This is a genomic window from Noviherbaspirillum sp. (genome assembly GCF_035254865.1).
Lineage (GTDB): Bacteria > Pseudomonadota > Gammaproteobacteria > Burkholderiales > Burkholderiaceae_D > Noviherbaspirillum.
Genome location: NZ_DATFAF010000022.1, coordinates 1 through 15,349 on the forward strand (window position 1 = coordinate 1; position 15,349 = coordinate 15,349).

Sequence of the window (15,349 nt, forward strand, 5' to 3'; positions counted from 1 at the left end):
GCCGAGCTGGAAAGCAAGCTCGGCGTGCGCCTGTTCAACCGCACCACGCGGCGCATCCGCCTGACGGACGAAGGGCATCGCTACCTGACAATCTGCAAGACTGCGCTCGCGCAACTGGAGGAAGCGGAAGAAGCGCTGTTCGAAGCCAAGGCCAGGCCGTCCGGCAAGCTGGTGGTCACCGCGCCGGTGCTGTTCGGCCGCCTGCACGTGGCGCCGCTGGTGATGCGCTTTCTGCGCATGCATCCGGAACTGAACGTCGAGTTGCAGCTGCTCGATCGCAGCATCGACCTGATCGAGGAAGGCATTGACGTTGCGGTGCGCATCGGCCACCTGGCCGATTCCACCTTGCATGCGGTGCCTGCCGGGTTTCTGAACCGGGTGATCTGCGCCAGTCCCGCGTACCTGAAAGAACATGGCACGCCGAGGCATCCGTCGCAACTGACTGAACATGCGGCGATTCGCTTCACCGGTCGCAGCGTGCTGAGCGAATGGCAGTTCCGCGAGGATGGACACGACCTGAGCGTTCGCATCGCGCCGCGCATCACGACCAACTCGGTCGACGCCGCGCTGAATGCCTGCCGCGAGGGCATGGGTATCGGCGCCTTCCTGTCCTACATGGTGCAGGCGCCGATCAGGGCAGGCGAGCTCAAGCCCATCCTGCGCAAGTTCGAAGCTGAACCCTTGCCGATCACGATGCTGTATCCGCACTCGAAGCTGATGTCGGCACGGGTGCGCGCCTTCATCGACTTCGCCGCGCCGCTGCTGCGCGCGCAGGATTTCAGGAAATTGTGAAACGGGCTATTGGTTAACTGTTGTGCAAGTCCGGGTGCTAGAATGTTTGCTTACGTTTCGGGCGTCAAACATGAACGTCACCGCCAAGTCTTATCAAATCATCATCGAGCAGCTGCGTGTCGGAATGTTCGTCATTCTCGACCTGAGTTGGCTGCAGCATGATTTCCCGCGCAACAGCTTCAAGATAAAAAACGAAGAGCAGCTGGCCAAGATCCGCGCGCTCGGACTCAAGCGTATCCGTATCGATCCGCTGCGCAGCGACAGTGTGCCGGAACCGCTGGCGCCGGGCGAAACCATTTCCGCGGAGGCTCGTCCGACCGAAGCCGTCGACCTGCCGGAAAGCCCGATGGCCAAGGCCAAGCGCGAGCGCATCGAGCGCATCAACCAGCAGCGCGCGGCGGTGGTCGAATGCGAGTCGCAATTCGTGCGCACCGCGGCCACGCTCAAGCACATCAACAACAATCTCTTCGCCCGGCCGCAGGAAGCCTATCAGCGCGCCAACGAACTGGTCGATCACCTGGTGGATTCCGTGCTGACCGACCGCGACATCGCGATCCACCTGATGAAGGACAAGATCGGCGGCGAGGAAATGTATTTCCACTCGCTGAACGTGTCGGTGCTGGCGATGATGCTCGCCAAGCAGATGAAGCTGCCGAAGGAAGCGGTGAAGGAACTCGGCTTCGGCAGCCTGTTCCATGACATCGGCAAGCTCGACATCCCGGACCGGGTGCTGCACAAGACCACGCCGCTGACGCGCGCCGAGCAGAACCTGTTCGAGCTGCACTGCGCCTATGGCGAGCCGATCGCGAAGAAACTCGGCTTGTCGCGCGCAGCGACCGACATCATTCTCGAGCATCATGAATGCATGGACGGCAGCGGCTATCCGAAACGCCTCAAGGGCGACCAGATCTCGCCGCTGGCGCGCATCGTGGCCGTGGTCAACACCTACGACAATCTGTGCAACCGCCCGAACCCCGCCGACTCGCTGTCGCCGTACGCCGCGCTGGCGCACATGTTCGCGCGGCAGCGCAACCAGCTCGACGGCGACCCGCTCGGCATCTTCATCCGTTGCCTCGGCGTGTACCCGCCGGGAACCATCGTGCGCCTGTCGGACGGCACGCCGGGCATGGTGGTGGCGGTCAACTCGGCCCGGCCGCTGCGTCCCGCGGTGCTGATCTACGATCCGGAAGTGCCGAGCAGCGAAGCCATCATCCTCGACCTGGAACACGAGCCCGACGTCAACATCAGCGAAAGTCTCAAGCCGATGCAGTTGTCGCGCGAAGCGCATGCCTATCTGAATCCGCGCAAGCGCATGAGCTATTACTTCAACCTGCCGAATTCGCGGCCGAAGGCACGCTCCTGAATTGAGCGGCAGAAATGCGCGGCATCCGCGCCGCCGAAGTGCGATTGCATGAAGCGACTTCTCGGTCCACGGAAGTCACGAAACACACGGAAAGAACTTGTGTTGCATTTTTTCCGTGCTTTCCGTGGACGATGTATTGTCTTGCCCGCTCGGCACTAGCCTCCATGCAACTGCCCTGCGCCGCCACAAATCGCTTCTTCCCTCTCTGTGCACAGTCCCTATACTGGATGTTTGCGGAGCGTGCGGAATGAACAAGTACGAAATCATGTCCCTGATGATGCGCGGCGAGAACCAGCGCCTCAACGCCGATCTCTACAGCATCGCCGCCTTGCTCGCCGAGCAACTGGCCAGGGTGAGCGACAAGCTGAGCGCGCAGGAAGTCGATCGCTTCATTCAGATCGGCGGTGCCTTGTACCATGCCGGCGTGAATGAATTCGGCGCAGCCGTGCCGGTCGAAGATCTTTTCCCCGCCGAAGAAAACTGGCCCGACGGACCCTGCCCCGAACGCGGCGGCTTCCGCAAAAGAAACTGACAGCATGACGGCGATGCGCACCTGCACCGCGCAGTCCTTGTCAATTGCGCAAAGTTTCGGCATCATCCTCGCATGACCTCCCTGCGCCATTCCATTCCAACCCGTTCCCGTCGCGCCGCCCGGCGTGCGAACGCGTGCGCGGATGTCGGTGGCCGTCATTCGCGCATCGGCGCTCCTGTCTCCCTCTCCATCATTCGAATTATCCAGGGTCGTTAAGCTGCGGCAATGGCCGGTGCTTGGCGCCCCTCAACGAGATCGCTGCGCTTTCAAACGTTTGTGAACGTTTGCGAACGCACCCCTTTTCGACATTCACTGGAGAACCTCATGTCCTATCCCATGCCGAGCCTGGAGGCAGGCGCCTATCCGTCCCTGCGCGAGATCGCAGCCACCGCCGGACGCTTGTCCGGCAAGATCCTGCGCACGCCTGTATGGCGCTGGCAAACTGGGGCCGCCGACGCACTGCTCGGCGCCGACACGGAAGTCTGGCTCAAGCTGGAACTGTTCCAGGCCACCGGCAGTTTCAAATTGCGCGGCGCGCTCAATGCGCTGCTGGCACTCGACGCGCCGGCCAGGCAGCGCGGCGTGGTTGCGGTCAGCGCCGGCAACCACGCGATCGCGGCGGCGTACAGCGCCCGCGCCTGCAACGTCGATGCGAAAGTCGTGATGCCCGAGCAGGCCAGCCCCGCGCGCATCGCCGCCTGCAAGGCGCTCGGGGCGCAAGTGATCCTGATGCCGGACGTGCATGCCGCCTTCAGCCACGGACGGCAAATCGAGATGGACGAAGGACGCACAATGATCCACCCCTTCGACGGCCCGATGATCGCGCAGAGCACGGCGACGGTCGGCATGGAATTGATGGAACAGGTGCCGCGGCTGGATGCGGTCGTCGTGCCGATGGGCGGAGGCGGACTGTGCGCGGGCATCGCCTCTGCGGTCAAGCAGACTGCGCCGCATTGCGCGGTGATCGGCGTCGAACCGATGGGCGCGGATGCGTTGTATCGCAGCTTCCGGTCGGGCCGGCCGGAACGCCTGGAGCGCGTCGATACCGTGGCCGACAGCCTCGGCGCACCATATGCGCTGGACTACAGCTTCCAGGTGTGCCAACGCTTCGTCGACGATGTGGTGCGTGTGACAGATGACGAAATCTGCCGCGCCATGTTCTATCTCTACCGCGACATGAAGCTGGTGGCCGAACCGGCCGCCGCCACCGCGAGCGCGGCGCTGTTCGGCCCCTTGCGCGACAGGCTGCGCGGCAAGCGTATCGGCGTCATCGTGTGCGGCTCGAACATCGACCCGGCACGCTTTGCCGAACTGGTCCAGCGCGGCGCAGCTTGAGGAGCTCGGACAGCATCGTTGAGGCCGCGCAAACGGCAGCGCTGGACTTGGCGCAAAACACGAACGATCATGCGACATCATGACCAGACCCAGCCAACATCAATAACAAGGAGCGCCCCATGGAAATCTTGATTGCAGGACTCGCGTTGTTTCTCGGCATTCACGTTCTGCCCGCTGCGCCGGGCTTGCGCAATGCGCTGTTCAAGTCCCTGGGCGAGAAGAAGTACAAGGGCTTGTTCTCGCTCCTGTCGGCGATCGGCCTGGTGCTGATCGTGGTCGGCTACGGCCGCGCGCCGAGCGAGCCGAAGCTGTTCGACCCGTTTCCTGCCGCGATCCGGATCGCGCCGCTGGCAATGGTCATCAGCTTCATCCTGCTGGCCGCGGCCAACATGCGCACGCACATCCGCCGCGCGATCAGGCATCCGATGCTGATCGGCGTCGGCATCTGGTCCGCTGTCCACCTGCTGGCCAACGGCGAGCTGAAAGCGACCGTGCTGTTCGGCGCGTTCCTGGCGTATGCGGTGGTCGATCTGATCTCCGCCATGGCGCGCCATGCGACCAAGACCTTCACGCCGGTGGTGCGCCAGGATGTGATGGCGGTCGTGTCGGGCGTGGTGCTGGCGCTGATCGTGATGGCGTTTCATCGCCAGTTGTTCGGCGTGCTGGCGGTGCCGTGGGGACGGTAGGCTGACGCCACGCCGGCGTCAGCCAATGATCATTCTCGCGCAAAGACCACATGCATGGCATCGGGCGTGGTGACATGTTCCTGCCGTCGATACCCGAGCGCGGGTAGATCAATCCCGCTGAAAAGGGCTTCGCCCGCCCCGAGCAACACCGGCGAAAGCGCCAGGTGCATCTCGTCCACCAGTCTGGCTTGCAGATACTGACGGAGAGTGGCAACACCGCCGCCGAGACGAACATCCTTTCCTCCGGCGGCCTCACGCGCCAATGCCAGCGCAGCATGTATGCCGTCGCTCACAAAATGGAACACGGTCCCGCCCTCCATTTCGATGGACGGACGGGCGTGATGCGTGAGCACGAATACCGGCGTGTGATACGGCGGATTGTCGCCCCACCAGCCTTTCCACTGCTCATCCGGCCACGGCCCGCGAATCGGGCCGAACATGTTGCGCCCCAGTATCCAGGCGCCGATATTGTCGAAGCCGCGGACGACGAAATCATCGTCCACGCCACCCTGCCCATCGCCGTTGCCATGCATGCGCTGGAAGGAACGCGTCCCGAACATCCACTTGTGCAAAGCCATTCCGCCTGCGCCAAGCGGATTGTCGATGTCCTGGCCCGCTCCCGCTCCGTAGCCGTCGATCGACACGGCGAAACAGTGAACTCTCAGCTTGCTCATACGACCTCCCTTCTCCAGATCTCGCTGGAGCATAGTAAGGTGAAATTGATCCGTGACGAACCGGCACCCCGAATCAGACTGGAATGAGTTCCCCGTTGACAATCCACGGTGTGCCGAACCGGTCGACCAGCATACCCCATGTCTTTGCCCAAAACGCGGGCTGCATCGCCATGGTGATCGTGCCGCCTTCGGCCAGCGCGCCGAATATCTGCTGTGCCTGCTCGATGCTGTCATAGTTCAGGGTCAGCGACATGCCTTTGATGCCTTCATAAGGCAGGTGCGACGGGCAGTCGCCGGCGTAAAGAATGCCGTTGCCTTCGAGCACCAGACGCGCGTGCACGACGCGCTGAGCCTGATCGGGAGGAACCTGGTTCGCCCAGGGCGAGTCGGCATGGCGGACAATCGTCTCCAGCTTGCCGTGGAGGGCGCGCTCATAGAAGCGCATTGCTTCGGCGCAGTTGCCGTTGAAGGAGAGGTAGGCGATCGGTTGCGGCATGGTCGTTTCCTTGTGTTGGTTGTCCATCATCCCGGAGGCCGGAGGGCCCCCGCATCGACTCGACGTTTGAAGAGGACGGAAATCGACAATGTCTCGACAATTTTTTAGCCAGCCTTAGTTCCTGCAGGTAAGCAGAAACACGTCCGAATGACAGCGTCTCCTTTCGAGCTTGTCATTTGGCCATCATATTGCCCGGCAAGAATTTTGAATGTTAATATCATGCAATGGGAATGAATCTTTTCACGCGCCGGATTGCTGCCTGGATCGCCTGTTTTGCGGTTCTGCTGGCGGCGCTTGCGCCATCGATTTCCCATGCCGTCTCCGCAGCGAAGGAAACCGGTTCGATCTGGAGCGACATCTGCACCCAGACGGGCATCAAGCAGGTCCAGGCGGATGACGGGCACGATCACTCCACGCCCGCCCAGAATGGTCTGCACTTCGAACACTGCCCGTTCTGCTTCACCCATGCCGGTTCGGTCGGCCTTCCGCCGGTTGCAGGTTTTGTGCTGCCGCTGCTGATCGCCACTCAGGCCAAGCCTACCCTCTACTACCAGTCTCCGCGCCCGCTGTTCATCTGGGCCGCCGCGCAATCGCGCGCTCCTCCTGCCATTGCCTGATTTTTGCCCTTGCCGATAGCTCCGCGCACGCGGCGGCTATCGCTTGTTGCATCGGCTTGTCCGATTCCACCGGCGTGCGTCCGCTCGCCGCGGAGTCCGGGCTATTGATGCGTGCGGACTGACCCAGTCCATCCAACGTCTTTCAAAGGCATCGCCTTGAAGCACCTGTCCTACACCTCCGTCGCGGCATCGGCCACGACCAGTGGCGCACGAACGGCCACTTTCCTGCTCGTCCTGGGCCTGCATGTCACGCTCGTCGCATGGGTGTCGCGTGCACCACTCGACAAGCCATCCGAACCGGTTCCGATCCGGATGGCGGTGCGCACCCTTGCGTTGCCCGCGCAGAAGCCGCGGGAAATTCCCAGGCCCGTCGCCCAGCGCGCGAAAGCGCTGCCGCAAGCCGAACGGCCCGTTGTGCGACCTACTGCCCCATTGACGCCATCCGTACTCGCAGCAGTACCCCATGCCGAACAAGCACCGGCGACCGCGCCGCAGCCCTCGGCACCGGTAAAGGAAGAAGCGCCGCCGATGCCTGCGCCCGTGATAGCGACGGCGGCACGTTTCGATGCCGACTACCTGCAAAATACCGCGCCCGTTTTTCCAGCCCTGTCACGCAAGATGCATGAAGAGGGAAAGGTGCTGCTGCTGGTGCAGGTGTCCGCCAGCGGCGAAGCGGAGCACGTCCAGATCAAGCAGGGCAGCGGCTATATCCGCCTCGACGAAGCGGCCGTCAACGCGGTGCGCAAATGGCGATTCATCCCGGCCCGGCGCGGCAGCGAGCCGGTCGCCAGCAGCGTCGTGGTGCCGATCGCGTTCCGCCTCGATAACTAATGCAATGAATTCAAACCAGGGATCACAACAATGAAATCCAGCTACCAACCACTCTGTATCGCCCTGATTGCCGCATTCGCGGAATCGGGCCATGCCGCGCTTGCGGCGGATGACGCACCCGTTCTCGATGAGGTCGTCGTCAGCGGCTCGCGCGCCGCGACCAGACTCGTCGAAACGCCGCAGGCCATCGGCGTCGTGAAAGACGAAGCCCTCAAGCGCGACAAGCCCAAGACGATGGGCGAGGTCATCAACCGCATTCCGGGCGTCTACTGGAACGATCTCGGCAACGAGCAGCACAGCATGGGAATCCGCCAGCCCATCAGCACCAACGCGGTGTATCAGTATCTTGAAGACGGCATTCCGATTCGCCCGCTCGGCGTGTTCAACCACAACTCGCTGAACGAAATGAACCTCGCCGGCACCGAAAGTGTGGAAGTGGTGAAGGGGCCGGCATCCTCGCTGTACGGCAGCAATGCAGTGGGCGGAGCGATCAATTTCCTGACCGCCGCACCGTCGCGCATGCCGACTGCAAGCCTTGGCGTGCGCCATGACGACACCGCGGGCTTCACGCGCTACGACAGCTCGGCAAGCAATACCTGGGACAGGCTGGGCCTGCGCTTCTCGCATTACAGCTCGCGCCGCACGCGCGACAACTGGCAGGAGTACAGCAAGGGCAGCAAGGATTCCTTCTCGCTGCGCGGCGACTATGCCTTGAGCACTTCCTCCCAGCTGCGCGCGACGCTGGTGCATACCGACCTGGATGCCGCAATGACCGGCAGCCTGTTTGAAAACGACTACCGTACGACTCCCGGCAAGAGCCTCAACACCTTCGCCTATCGCAAGGACAAGACCACACGCGCCAACCTGGCATGGGAAGGCGAAACGACGCAGAACGGATTGACCACGGTCACGCTGTTCAGCCGCAGGAACGACCATGGGCAGATACCGAGCTACACGATCGGCAGTTGTGTGGGCGTCACCTGCAAGGGCAGCATCAACAACAACCATGTCGATTCGCTCGGTGTCGATGTGAAGCATCAGCAGGAATTCGACTGGCTGTCCTCACGCCTGATCGCCGGTGTGTATATCGACAAGAGCGACAACCCTTACGTCAGCGACAACCTGAGCATCACGCGCGATCCGGCGAGCGGAAAATATGTCAGCTACACGATGTCGAATGCCACCGATCCGAAGGGCGTGCGCGACTTCCAGGCGGACATCGACAATGTCGCGGCCTTCGCGCAATGGGAGTTCACGCCGCTGGCCAAGACGCGCGTGGTCGCCGGCGGGCGCATCGACACCATCCGCTACGACTATCACAACAAGCTCTCGCCCGCCGGCAGCATCAATTTCGGCGCGCCGGACGAATCGCGCAGCTTCTCGCACTTCAGCCCGAAAGTCGGCGCGACCTATGCGCTCAACAAGGACGCCAGCGTCTACACCAATCTCAGCGAAGGCTTCACGCCGCCCGAGGTGCTCCAGTTGTATGGCAAGACCGGCATTCCGAATCTGAAGCCATCGACCTACGACAACCTTGAGATCGGCCTGCGCATGGCCTTCCTCGACGGCGCGCTCAAGCTCGATTCGGCGCTGTATCGCCTCGACGGCCGCGACACCATCGTGAACTACACGGTCGCCCCGGGAAACACCGAATACCGCAACGCCGGCAGCACGCGCAGTCAGGGACTGGAACTCGGCCTGAGTTATGACGCGGGGGCGGTCGACATGCGCTTCGGCACCACGATTGCCTCGCATCGCTTCCACAAGTACCAGGTATCCGGCACGCTGGATTACAGCGGCAAGGACATGCCGCAGGCGCCGCGCGACATCACGACCGCGGAGATCGGCTACAAGCCGATGCAGGGCGCGCGCATCGCGCTGGAACTGGTGCACCAGGGCGAATACTGGATGGACAACGCCAACACGGTGAAATATCCCGGTCACACGCTGCTGAACCTGCGCGCCCGGTACCAGTTCGCCAAGGGCTGGGAGGCATGGCTGCAGGCGCGCAACTTGACGGACAAGCAGTATGCGGATTCCGCGTCGAGTTCCTATTCCGGCGTCGGCAGCTATTCGCCGAACACGCAAAACCAGTACACGCCCGGCGCACCGCGCAGCATCATGCTCGGTCTGGCCTATACCTTCGATGCACACTAAGCACACAAGGAATTCATCATGAATGAAAAACTCGGAATCGCCCACTTCTGGGCACAAGGCGATGCGGTATCGCACACCGTCGCCATGGCATTGCTGCTGATGTCGGCCTTCAGCTGGACCATCGTGATCGGCAAGCTCGTTGCGCACCTGCGCACCCGCAGCTCGACCATCGCCGCCATGCAGTCGTTCTGGAATGCGCCCTCGCGCACGCAGGCGCTGGACACCATTCGCAAGGAAGACCGCAGCGGCGTGTTTGCCATGGTCGCGACCGATGCGGTGCTGGCCGCGCAAGCCTGGGAAGAAAAGGCGGCCACGGGCGTCGATGCCAGCGAGTTCATCGGACGTACGCTGCAGCAATCGACCCTGCTTGCACAGGCGCGCGTGGAGCGCGGCCTGACCTTCCTCGCTTCGGTGGGATCGACCGCGCCGTTCGTGGGTTTGTTCGGCACCGTGTGGGGCATCTATCACGCGCTGGTCGGGCTCTCCGGTGCCACGCAAGTGGTGCTGGACAAGGTGGCCGGCCCGGTGGGCGAAGCGCTGATCATGACGGCCGCCGGCCTGTTTGTCGCGATTCCCGCCGTGCTTGCCTACAACGCCTTCACGCGCGCCAACCGGCTGGTGCTGGCGCAGCTCGACGGCTTCGCCCACAGCCTGCATGCCTGGCTGGCCGCCGGCGTGCGGCTCGACGGACAGGCACGCGCCGCAACCGTCACCGCGCTGCGTGCAGCGCAATCGCACTAAGGAGCAAGCATGGCATTCAACTACAAGCACAGCAACAGCGGAATGACGCAGCCGATGGCGGAAATCAACACCACGCCGCTGGTGGATGTGATGCTGGTACTGCTGGTGATCTTCATCATCACCGCGCCGCTCTTCAACCAGGCGGTGCCGATCGATCTGCCGAGGGTCGACGCCAGTCGCATGGACGACAAGCCGCGCACGGTGCAGGTGGCGCTGGACGCGCAGGGCAAGGTCTTCGTCGATGGCACGGAGGTGGCGTTCGAATCGCTGGATGCGCGACTGCGCGCCAGCATCAGCGCGGGCATGCCCGCGCCGGAAATGCAGCTGCGCGCCGATCGCGGCACGCGCTATGAGCGCGTCACCGCAGTCATGGCGGTGGCGCAGAAGAACGGGATCAGCAAGATTGCCTTCATGACCGGAGGAGAAGACCATGTTTAAAGTTCTTCATCGCAGCATCGCTGCATGCTGTCTTCTCATCGCAAGCGCCTTGTCGCTCGATGTCCGCGCCCAGGCAGGCCATGCGCAACACAACATGGCCGCAGGCAAACGGGTCGAGCTGGGCACCACGGTTGCGGTTGACGCCGACGGACGCTATTGGGCGGTCAGCAAGGAAAGCGCCGGCGACGCGCAGTACGTCGTCCTGCAGTCGTCGGACGACGGCGGCAAGAGCTGGACCTCGCCCAGGCGCATCCAGAAGGAGCCGGAAGCGATCTCGGCCGATGGAGAGAACCGCCCCAAGCTGGCATTCGGCACGCATGGCCAGCTCTACATCTCCTACACCAAGCCGCTCGCCAAGCCGTACACCGGCGAGATCCGCTTCGTGCGTTCAGATGATGGTGGAAAAACCTTTCTGCCGCCGCTGACGGTGCATGCGAACCGCGACGAGATTACGCATCGCTTCGATTCACTCATCGTCGACCGCAGCGGGCGCATCTACATCGCCTGGATCGACAAGCGCGATGGCGTGGCGGCAGCTGCGCGCAAGGAAAAGTACAGCGGCGCCGCGCTCTATTATGCCGTGTCGGAAGATGGCGGCGCGAGCTTCAAGGGCGACTTCAAGATCGCCGACCATAGCTGCGAATGCTGCCGCATTGCACTCGCGCTGCGCCCGGACGGGCAGCCGGTTGCCATGTGGCGCCATGTCTTTGCGCCAAATGTGCGCGATCACGCGATGGCCGCGTTGACGCCGGACGAAAAAGCACTGCATCTTGAACGTGCGTCGTTCGATCAGTGGCGCATCGACGCCTGTCCTCATCATGGCCCCAGTCTGGCATTCGGCGATGACGGTACCCGCCATCAGGTGTGGTTCAGCATGAAGGGTGAGGATGGCGGCATTTTCTACGCAAACACGAACCCGGCCGGGAAACTGAATACGCCCGTCAAGCTCGGCTCGGCCAATGCGGAACACGCGGACGTGGCGGTGGATGGAAGGCAGGTCGTGCTCGCATGGAAGCAGTTCGACGGGAAAGCGACGGCCATCTTCGGCAAGATCTCGAACGATGGCGGCGCGACGTGGCGCGACGGCGAACTTGCCCGCACCGAAGGCGCGTCGGATCAACCGCGTCTGCTGAAAACCGCATCCGATATCGTGCTGACATGGCGCACGCAGGCTGAGGGCATCCGCATCGTGCACGCGTTCGGGGAGAAGTAATCATGCGTCAATGGATCATATCGTTGCTGGTATCGCTGTCTGCGGTTTTCCCATGCATCGCGCATGCCGGCCAGACGCTTCAGGCCTTCGAGCCCGACAGCCTCGCGCAGATCGTCGAAAGGCAGAAGGGCAAGCCCTTCATTCTGGTCGTGTGGTCGCTGGACTGCGTGTATTGCCAGGCCAGCCTGAAAACGCTCTCGCAGGAAAAACGCAAGCACAAGGAGTTGAGGGTGGTGACAGTGTCCACGGACGCTGTCGATGACGCGGAAGCGACAACGCTCATGCAAGAGCGCCTTGGAGCGCTCGGCATGAAGAGCAATGCCTGGGCATTTGGCATGGCGCCGCCAGAACAATTGCGCTATGCCATCGATCCGAAGTGGCACGGCGAAAAGCCGCGCAGCTACTGGTTCGATGCAAGCGGCAACAGGACTGCGTATTCAGGCGTGATCACGGCCGAGATGATCGGCCGTTTCGTATCGCGCTGATCGGGCATGCCTTAACGCGTAGTTTCCAGCAACTGCTTCAAATTGCCGAGGCCAGCTGCGAATATGCCGCTGATCGTCTTCTTCACCGTGTCGTCATCCACGGGCGCGTCTTCCTTGCGACGGAAGCGCGCCTGCCAGGTCACCAATGAAGTGCCGCCTTCCATCGGGGTGACAGCGAGCGACGCATCGTAGTCGGTGACAGGCAGCGGAGATTCAAGCATGGTGTAATGCTGAACCCGGCGTGCATCATCGTGCACGCGCAGCTGCTCGGTCATCCCCGCCCCGTCTTTCAGCGTGAGCAGGCGGATCGCCTGCGGTTCGTTGTTGCGGCCGGCGGTCAGGCGGGTCGCGGCGACGGCCGGATGCCAGCGCATGTCGTCGAAGTCCTTCACCGCCTTCCAGACGACCTCCGGCACGGCGGCAATGGCGATGCTCTCACGGACATCAAGCAGGGTAGCCGATGCCGCGATGCCGTGAGCGAGCACGCCCATGCCAAGCACGGAAAACTGCAATAGTGCGCGAAACTTCATGAATACGTCCTTTCTCTGATATTGACCGGGCGCTTTCAATCCGGGTGAAAGCTGCCGTCGATTTTTTCAGAGGTGGAACGTGGCGTATTGTAAAAATGCGTCTTGGCGCGCGCCTGCGCGAGGTAGGCCAGCGGCGAGAGGGAAGTGAGCGACTTGAATTCGCGGATGAAATGCGATTGGTCGAAATAGCCGTGTGCGAGCGCGGAATCCGCGCAGCTGGCGGACGGATCCAGCAGGAGCGTCCGCGCGGTCTTCTGGAAGCGGCTCAAGCGCTTCACTTCGACTGGCGTCTGACCTGTTGCCTGCAGAAAGCGTCGCTCCAGCTGGCGCTTGCCGAGGTTCAGATGCGATGCCAATCGCGCGATCGACAGCGTGTCGCAATGGCGGTAGAGATGTGCTGTTGCGACGCTGATCAGCGTGTCGACCGTCTTGTGTTCCAGTTGCCGGAGCAGGAATGTCTGCAGCAATAAAACACGCTTTTCATTGGATCCGGCCTCGATCACACGACCCGCAAGTTCTTTTCCCGGCACACCCCATAAATCCTCCGCGCGCGGCAGCTGGTCGAGCATGTCATTGCCCGGCAGACGGGTAAAGTGATGGATGCCTCCCGCACGGAACCTGACCGCGAGAAACCCCAGCCCTGCTATTGCGCCCAGCTCCACCGGACGGCGGCGCACGCAAAACAGATGCTCATGTGGCAGAGAGAAAGTGCCATCTCCTTGCGAGCGCAGGAAGGGTGTGCGGTAGTGAAAATACATTTCCGCACCGGTGCCGGGCAAAATGGTCGGCAACGAGATCGTTTCACCGGCCTCGGCTTCCCAGCCCCAGAACCGGTCGATATAGGGACTCAGACTTGCGACAGGGAAGCGGGTGAAGACGCGCATGCGGGTTTGTTTATTGTGGGTGCTGCATCAATGTAGCGCAGTCCGGAGTTTGTCGCCGTGAGGGCAATGCGCTGATGCAAACCTGAGGCACAATGATCAAGAAAGGCTTTACGATAAAAATGCCCGGTCTTTACCTTGCGTCAGCGCATGCCGGTCAAAGCCCGCCGTCGCCGGAACTCAACGTCGCGAGTCAAAGTTTGCTGTTCTGACATCCAGAACTGACACATTCACGATATCGGTCTTGAAGGAATTGTGCTCTGTTAATGGTCTGGCCAGTCGCGCAGTCCAAATTTACGAAGAAACCATCACCTTCGCGCCGGCTGCAGCTCGAGTTACGCATGTTGAGCCATGCAAGTTGCCCTTTCTTGAGGGCCGCTGCACCGGCTGCGTCAAGTTTGCCTATCAGCTTTTTGTAGTTTGCGTTCAGTTCCGCGTCGGCCTCTTGATAGACCTTATTCAAGCAGTAAAGGCCGTCGAAATCGTTTCTCGGTTTATCGCATGCTGAGTTAGCAAAAGATGTCGCAGAGAACGTCATTGCTGCGAGAAAGAACCAACCTAATTTCATTTTTTCTCCCTTGTAAAAAACCATTTCGTAATCAATTGCAGCGATGTGCAGACAACGCTGACGGATTTCGACAGCAAGGTGCTGTCGGTATAACTCGGTGCCCCTCTGCAAGCGCTTCGCCCGCAGAGCTACCAGCACTCCCTCATTGAGTCGCAGCCGCCGCCTGTTCTGGCGCACCAAGCGCACAGCCTTGCGATGCACCGACGCCTTTGAGGAAAGCGCGGCGCGCGGAGCCGGCGGCAATCGCGGTGGCCACGTGTTTCGAATGGCGCTCGGCCCCGCTCAGTTTTCTTACCCAGCCTCTGAACGGTACAACGCCTTCGGCGGTGCGCTGGAGTGCGCCGAGCGCGGATTTCCTGACGGTTTCCGCGCCTCGGTCTGCGGTGTTCGGGTTGTCGTCTTCGCCCGGGGCGTCGAGATCGGCACCCAGGACTGCGTCGAGCTCGTGGACCCGCAATGCGATGACCGGGCAGCTGTGGTCTGCCGGCATTTCGTATGGCTTGTCCTGTGCGCTCTGCAGAATTTCCGGTATTTCCGAACGGACGATGTTCAGGTCGCTCAGGGGTGTGGTGGCGGCGGTGCCGATGCTCGATTGCGTCGATGTGGCACAGCCGCCGAGGGAGAAGGCGGCGACAAGGACGAACGCCGCGATGACGGAAGGTGAAGAATGCATGCTCTGGTTACTGGTGTGTGTTGTGACGGGAAATGGAACTTTATTCGCCAGGCGATGGACCTTAGCTTTTTGCAGTGGCCAATGCCTTTTCGATTTTCTGGTCGGTCTTGTACTGGCCCAGCGCATAGACCGCCCAGATCGCGGCAGGCAGCCAGCCGATCAGAGTGATTTGCAGGAAGAGGCAAATGATGCCGGCGACAGGCCGGCCGATGGTGAAGAAGGCGACGAATGGCAAAAAGATGGCGAGCAAAAGACGCATGGTGTTCTCCCTTGTTTGGTGTGGCAACGAATGTGACTTCGTGTGGCCGCCGGCCTGCGCAACCGATTAAACATTGTT

At 61.8% G+C, this 15,349-nt stretch carries 19 protein-coding genes; 12 read left to right on the top strand and 7 right to left on the bottom strand.

The genetic code is table 11. The features are described from left to right. The 5 genes from VJ651_RS05940 to VJ651_RS05960 form a co-directional block, all read left to right on the top strand. The coding region (locus VJ651_RS05940; RefSeq protein WP_324106550.1) for a LysR family transcriptional regulator at positions 1 to 792 on the top strand (792 nt) is incomplete at its 5' end. A 70-nt stretch (positions 793 to 862) separates the two neighbouring features. Further along, positions 863 to 2,155 (top strand): HD-GYP domain-containing protein, encoded by a 1,293-nt coding sequence (locus VJ651_RS05945; RefSeq protein WP_324106551.1) that lies wholly within the window; start codon positions 863 to 865, stop codon positions 2,153 to 2,155. 247 nt (positions 2,156 to 2,402) lie between these two features. Next, on the top strand, positions 2,403 to 2,687 hold the full coding sequence (locus VJ651_RS05950; RefSeq protein WP_324106552.1) for a hypothetical protein: 285 nt from the start codon (positions 2,403 to 2,405) through the stop codon (positions 2,685 to 2,687). A 324-nt stretch (positions 2,688 to 3,011) separates the two neighbouring features. Beyond that, positions 3,012 to 4,022, top strand: coding sequence for a threonine ammonia-lyase (locus VJ651_RS05955; protein ID WP_324106553.1), 1,011 nt, complete (start codon positions 3,012 to 3,014; stop codon positions 4,020 to 4,022). A 119-nt stretch (positions 4,023 to 4,141) separates the two neighbouring features. After that, entirely contained in the window at positions 4,142 to 4,708 is a 567-nt protein-coding gene (locus VJ651_RS05960; RefSeq protein WP_324106554.1) for an NnrU family protein, read from the top strand. Between the two features lie 29 nt (positions 4,709 to 4,737). Here the strand turns inward: VJ651_RS05960 and VJ651_RS05965 are convergent, their stop codons facing one another. Both VJ651_RS05965 and VJ651_RS05970 read right to left on the bottom strand, forming a co-directional pair. Continuing rightward, positions 4,738 to 5,382, bottom strand: a complete 645-nt coding sequence (locus VJ651_RS05965) for a dihydrofolate reductase family protein (protein WP_324106555.1) — start codon at positions 5,380 to 5,382, stop codon at positions 4,738 to 4,740. Between the two features lie 73 nt (positions 5,383 to 5,455). After that, positions 5,456 to 5,878, bottom strand: coding sequence for a VOC family protein (locus VJ651_RS05970; protein ID WP_324106556.1), 423 nt, complete (start codon positions 5,876 to 5,878; stop codon positions 5,456 to 5,458). A gap of 230 nt (positions 5,879 to 6,108) precedes the next feature. On the opposite strand from VJ651_RS05970, the gene VJ651_RS05975 reads away from it, so the two are divergent. From VJ651_RS05975 to VJ651_RS06005, 7 genes are all read left to right on the top strand, one after another. Next, on the top strand, positions 6,109 to 6,495 hold the full coding sequence (locus VJ651_RS05975) for a DUF2946 domain-containing protein (RefSeq protein ID WP_324106557.1): 387 nt from the start codon (positions 6,109 to 6,111) through the stop codon (positions 6,493 to 6,495). 156 nt (positions 6,496 to 6,651) lie between these two features. Continuing rightward, positions 6,652 to 7,326: a TonB family protein gene (locus VJ651_RS05980; protein WP_324106558.1), complete on the top strand. Its 675-nt coding sequence runs from the start codon at positions 6,652 to 6,654 to the stop codon at positions 7,324 to 7,326. A gap of 30 nt (positions 7,327 to 7,356) precedes the next feature. Further along, on the top strand, positions 7,357 to 9,483 hold the full coding sequence (locus VJ651_RS05985; RefSeq protein ID WP_324106559.1) for a TonB-dependent receptor: 2,127 nt from the start codon (positions 7,357 to 7,359) through the stop codon (positions 9,481 to 9,483). An 18-nt stretch (positions 9,484 to 9,501) separates the two neighbouring features. Next, positions 9,502 to 10,224 carry a MotA/TolQ/ExbB proton channel family protein gene (locus tag VJ651_RS05990; RefSeq protein ID WP_324106560.1) on the top strand — a complete coding sequence of 241 codons (723 nt, stop codon included), beginning with the start codon at positions 9,502 to 9,504 and terminating at the stop codon, positions 10,222 to 10,224. A gap of 9 nt (positions 10,225 to 10,233) precedes the next feature. Beyond that, a complete protein-coding gene (locus VJ651_RS05995; RefSeq protein WP_324106561.1) occupies positions 10,234 to 10,662 on the top strand; it encodes a biopolymer transporter ExbD in 429 nt (142 codons plus the stop codon). Beyond that, positions 10,655 to 11,875: a sialidase family protein gene (locus VJ651_RS06000; protein WP_324106562.1), complete on the top strand. Its 1,221-nt coding sequence runs from the start codon at positions 10,655 to 10,657 to the stop codon at positions 11,873 to 11,875. The genes VJ651_RS05995 and VJ651_RS06000 overlap by 8 nt, the downstream gene beginning before the upstream one ends. Before the next feature lie 2 nt (positions 11,876 to 11,877). Next, entirely contained in the window at positions 11,878 to 12,360 is a 483-nt protein-coding gene (locus tag VJ651_RS06005) for a hypothetical protein (protein ID WP_324106563.1), read from the top strand. A gap of 11 nt (positions 12,361 to 12,371) precedes the next feature. Here the strand turns inward: VJ651_RS06005 and VJ651_RS06010 are convergent, their stop codons facing one another. From VJ651_RS06010 to VJ651_RS06030, 5 genes are all read right to left on the bottom strand, one after another. Further along, on the bottom strand, positions 12,372 to 12,890 hold the full coding sequence (locus VJ651_RS06010) for an SRPBCC family protein (protein WP_324106564.1): 519 nt from the start codon (positions 12,888 to 12,890) through the stop codon (positions 12,372 to 12,374). A gap of 35 nt (positions 12,891 to 12,925) precedes the next feature. After that, entirely contained in the window at positions 12,926 to 13,774 is an 849-nt protein-coding gene (locus VJ651_RS06015; protein WP_324106565.1) for a helix-turn-helix transcriptional regulator, read from the bottom strand. Positions 13,775 to 13,964: 190 nt separating this feature from the next. Further along, positions 13,965 to 14,516 (bottom strand): lysozyme inhibitor LprI family protein, encoded by a 552-nt coding sequence (locus VJ651_RS06020; protein WP_324106642.1) that lies wholly within the window; start codon positions 14,514 to 14,516, stop codon positions 13,965 to 13,967. Continuing rightward, positions 14,482 to 15,012 (bottom strand): hypothetical protein, encoded by a 531-nt coding sequence (locus VJ651_RS06025; RefSeq protein ID WP_324106566.1) that lies wholly within the window; start codon positions 15,010 to 15,012, stop codon positions 14,482 to 14,484. The genes VJ651_RS06020 and VJ651_RS06025 overlap by 35 nt, the downstream gene beginning before the upstream one ends. 61 nt (positions 15,013 to 15,073) lie before the next feature. Beyond that, a complete protein-coding gene (locus VJ651_RS06030; RefSeq protein ID WP_324106567.1) occupies positions 15,074 to 15,271 on the bottom strand; it encodes a YqaE/Pmp3 family membrane protein in 198 nt (65 codons plus the stop codon). Positions 15,272 to 15,349 lie beyond the last annotated feature (78 nt).

Coding starts and splice junctions, on each gene's coding strand:
- VJ651_RS06005 (WP_324106563.1), top strand. CDS start 11,878: ATGCGTCAATGGATCATATCGTTGCTGGTATCGCTGTCTGCGGTTTTC.
- VJ651_RS06025 (WP_324106566.1), bottom strand. CDS start 15,012: ATGCATTCTTCACCTTCCGTCATCGCGGCGTTCGTCCTTGTCGCCGCC.
- VJ651_RS05950 (WP_324106552.1), top strand. CDS start 2,403: ATGAACAAGTACGAAATCATGTCCCTGATGATGCGCGGCGAGAACCAG.
- VJ651_RS05975 (WP_324106557.1), top strand. CDS start 6,109: ATGAATCTTTTCACGCGCCGGATTGCTGCCTGGATCGCCTGTTTTGCG.
- VJ651_RS05955 (WP_324106553.1), top strand. CDS start 3,012: ATGTCCTATCCCATGCCGAGCCTGGAGGCAGGCGCCTATCCGTCCCTG.
- VJ651_RS05995 (WP_324106561.1), top strand. CDS start 10,234: ATGGCATTCAACTACAAGCACAGCAACAGCGGAATGACGCAGCCGATG.
- VJ651_RS05985 (WP_324106559.1), top strand. CDS start 7,357: ATGAAATCCAGCTACCAACCACTCTGTATCGCCCTGATTGCCGCATTC.
- VJ651_RS05965 (WP_324106555.1), bottom strand. CDS start 5,382: ATGAGCAAGCTGAGAGTTCACTGTTTCGCCGTGTCGATCGACGGCTAC.
- VJ651_RS05970 (WP_324106556.1), bottom strand. CDS start 5,878: ATGCCGCAACCGATCGCCTACCTCTCCTTCAACGGCAACTGCGCCGAA.
- VJ651_RS06030 (WP_324106567.1), bottom strand. CDS start 15,271: ATGCGTCTTTTGCTCGCCATCTTTTTGCCATTCGTCGCCTTCTTCACC.
- VJ651_RS05990 (WP_324106560.1), top strand. CDS start 9,502: ATGAATGAAAAACTCGGAATCGCCCACTTCTGGGCACAAGGCGATGCG.
- VJ651_RS06010 (WP_324106564.1), bottom strand. CDS start 12,890: ATGAAGTTTCGCGCACTATTGCAGTTTTCCGTGCTTGGCATGGGCGTG.
- VJ651_RS06015 (WP_324106565.1), bottom strand. CDS start 13,774: ATGCGCGTCTTCACCCGCTTCCCTGTCGCAAGTCTGAGTCCCTATATC.
- VJ651_RS05945 (WP_324106551.1), top strand. CDS start 863: ATGAACGTCACCGCCAAGTCTTATCAAATCATCATCGAGCAGCTGCGT.
- VJ651_RS05960 (WP_324106554.1), top strand. CDS start 4,142: ATGGAAATCTTGATTGCAGGACTCGCGTTGTTTCTCGGCATTCACGTT.
- VJ651_RS06000 (WP_324106562.1), top strand. CDS start 10,655: ATGTTTAAAGTTCTTCATCGCAGCATCGCTGCATGCTGTCTTCTCATC.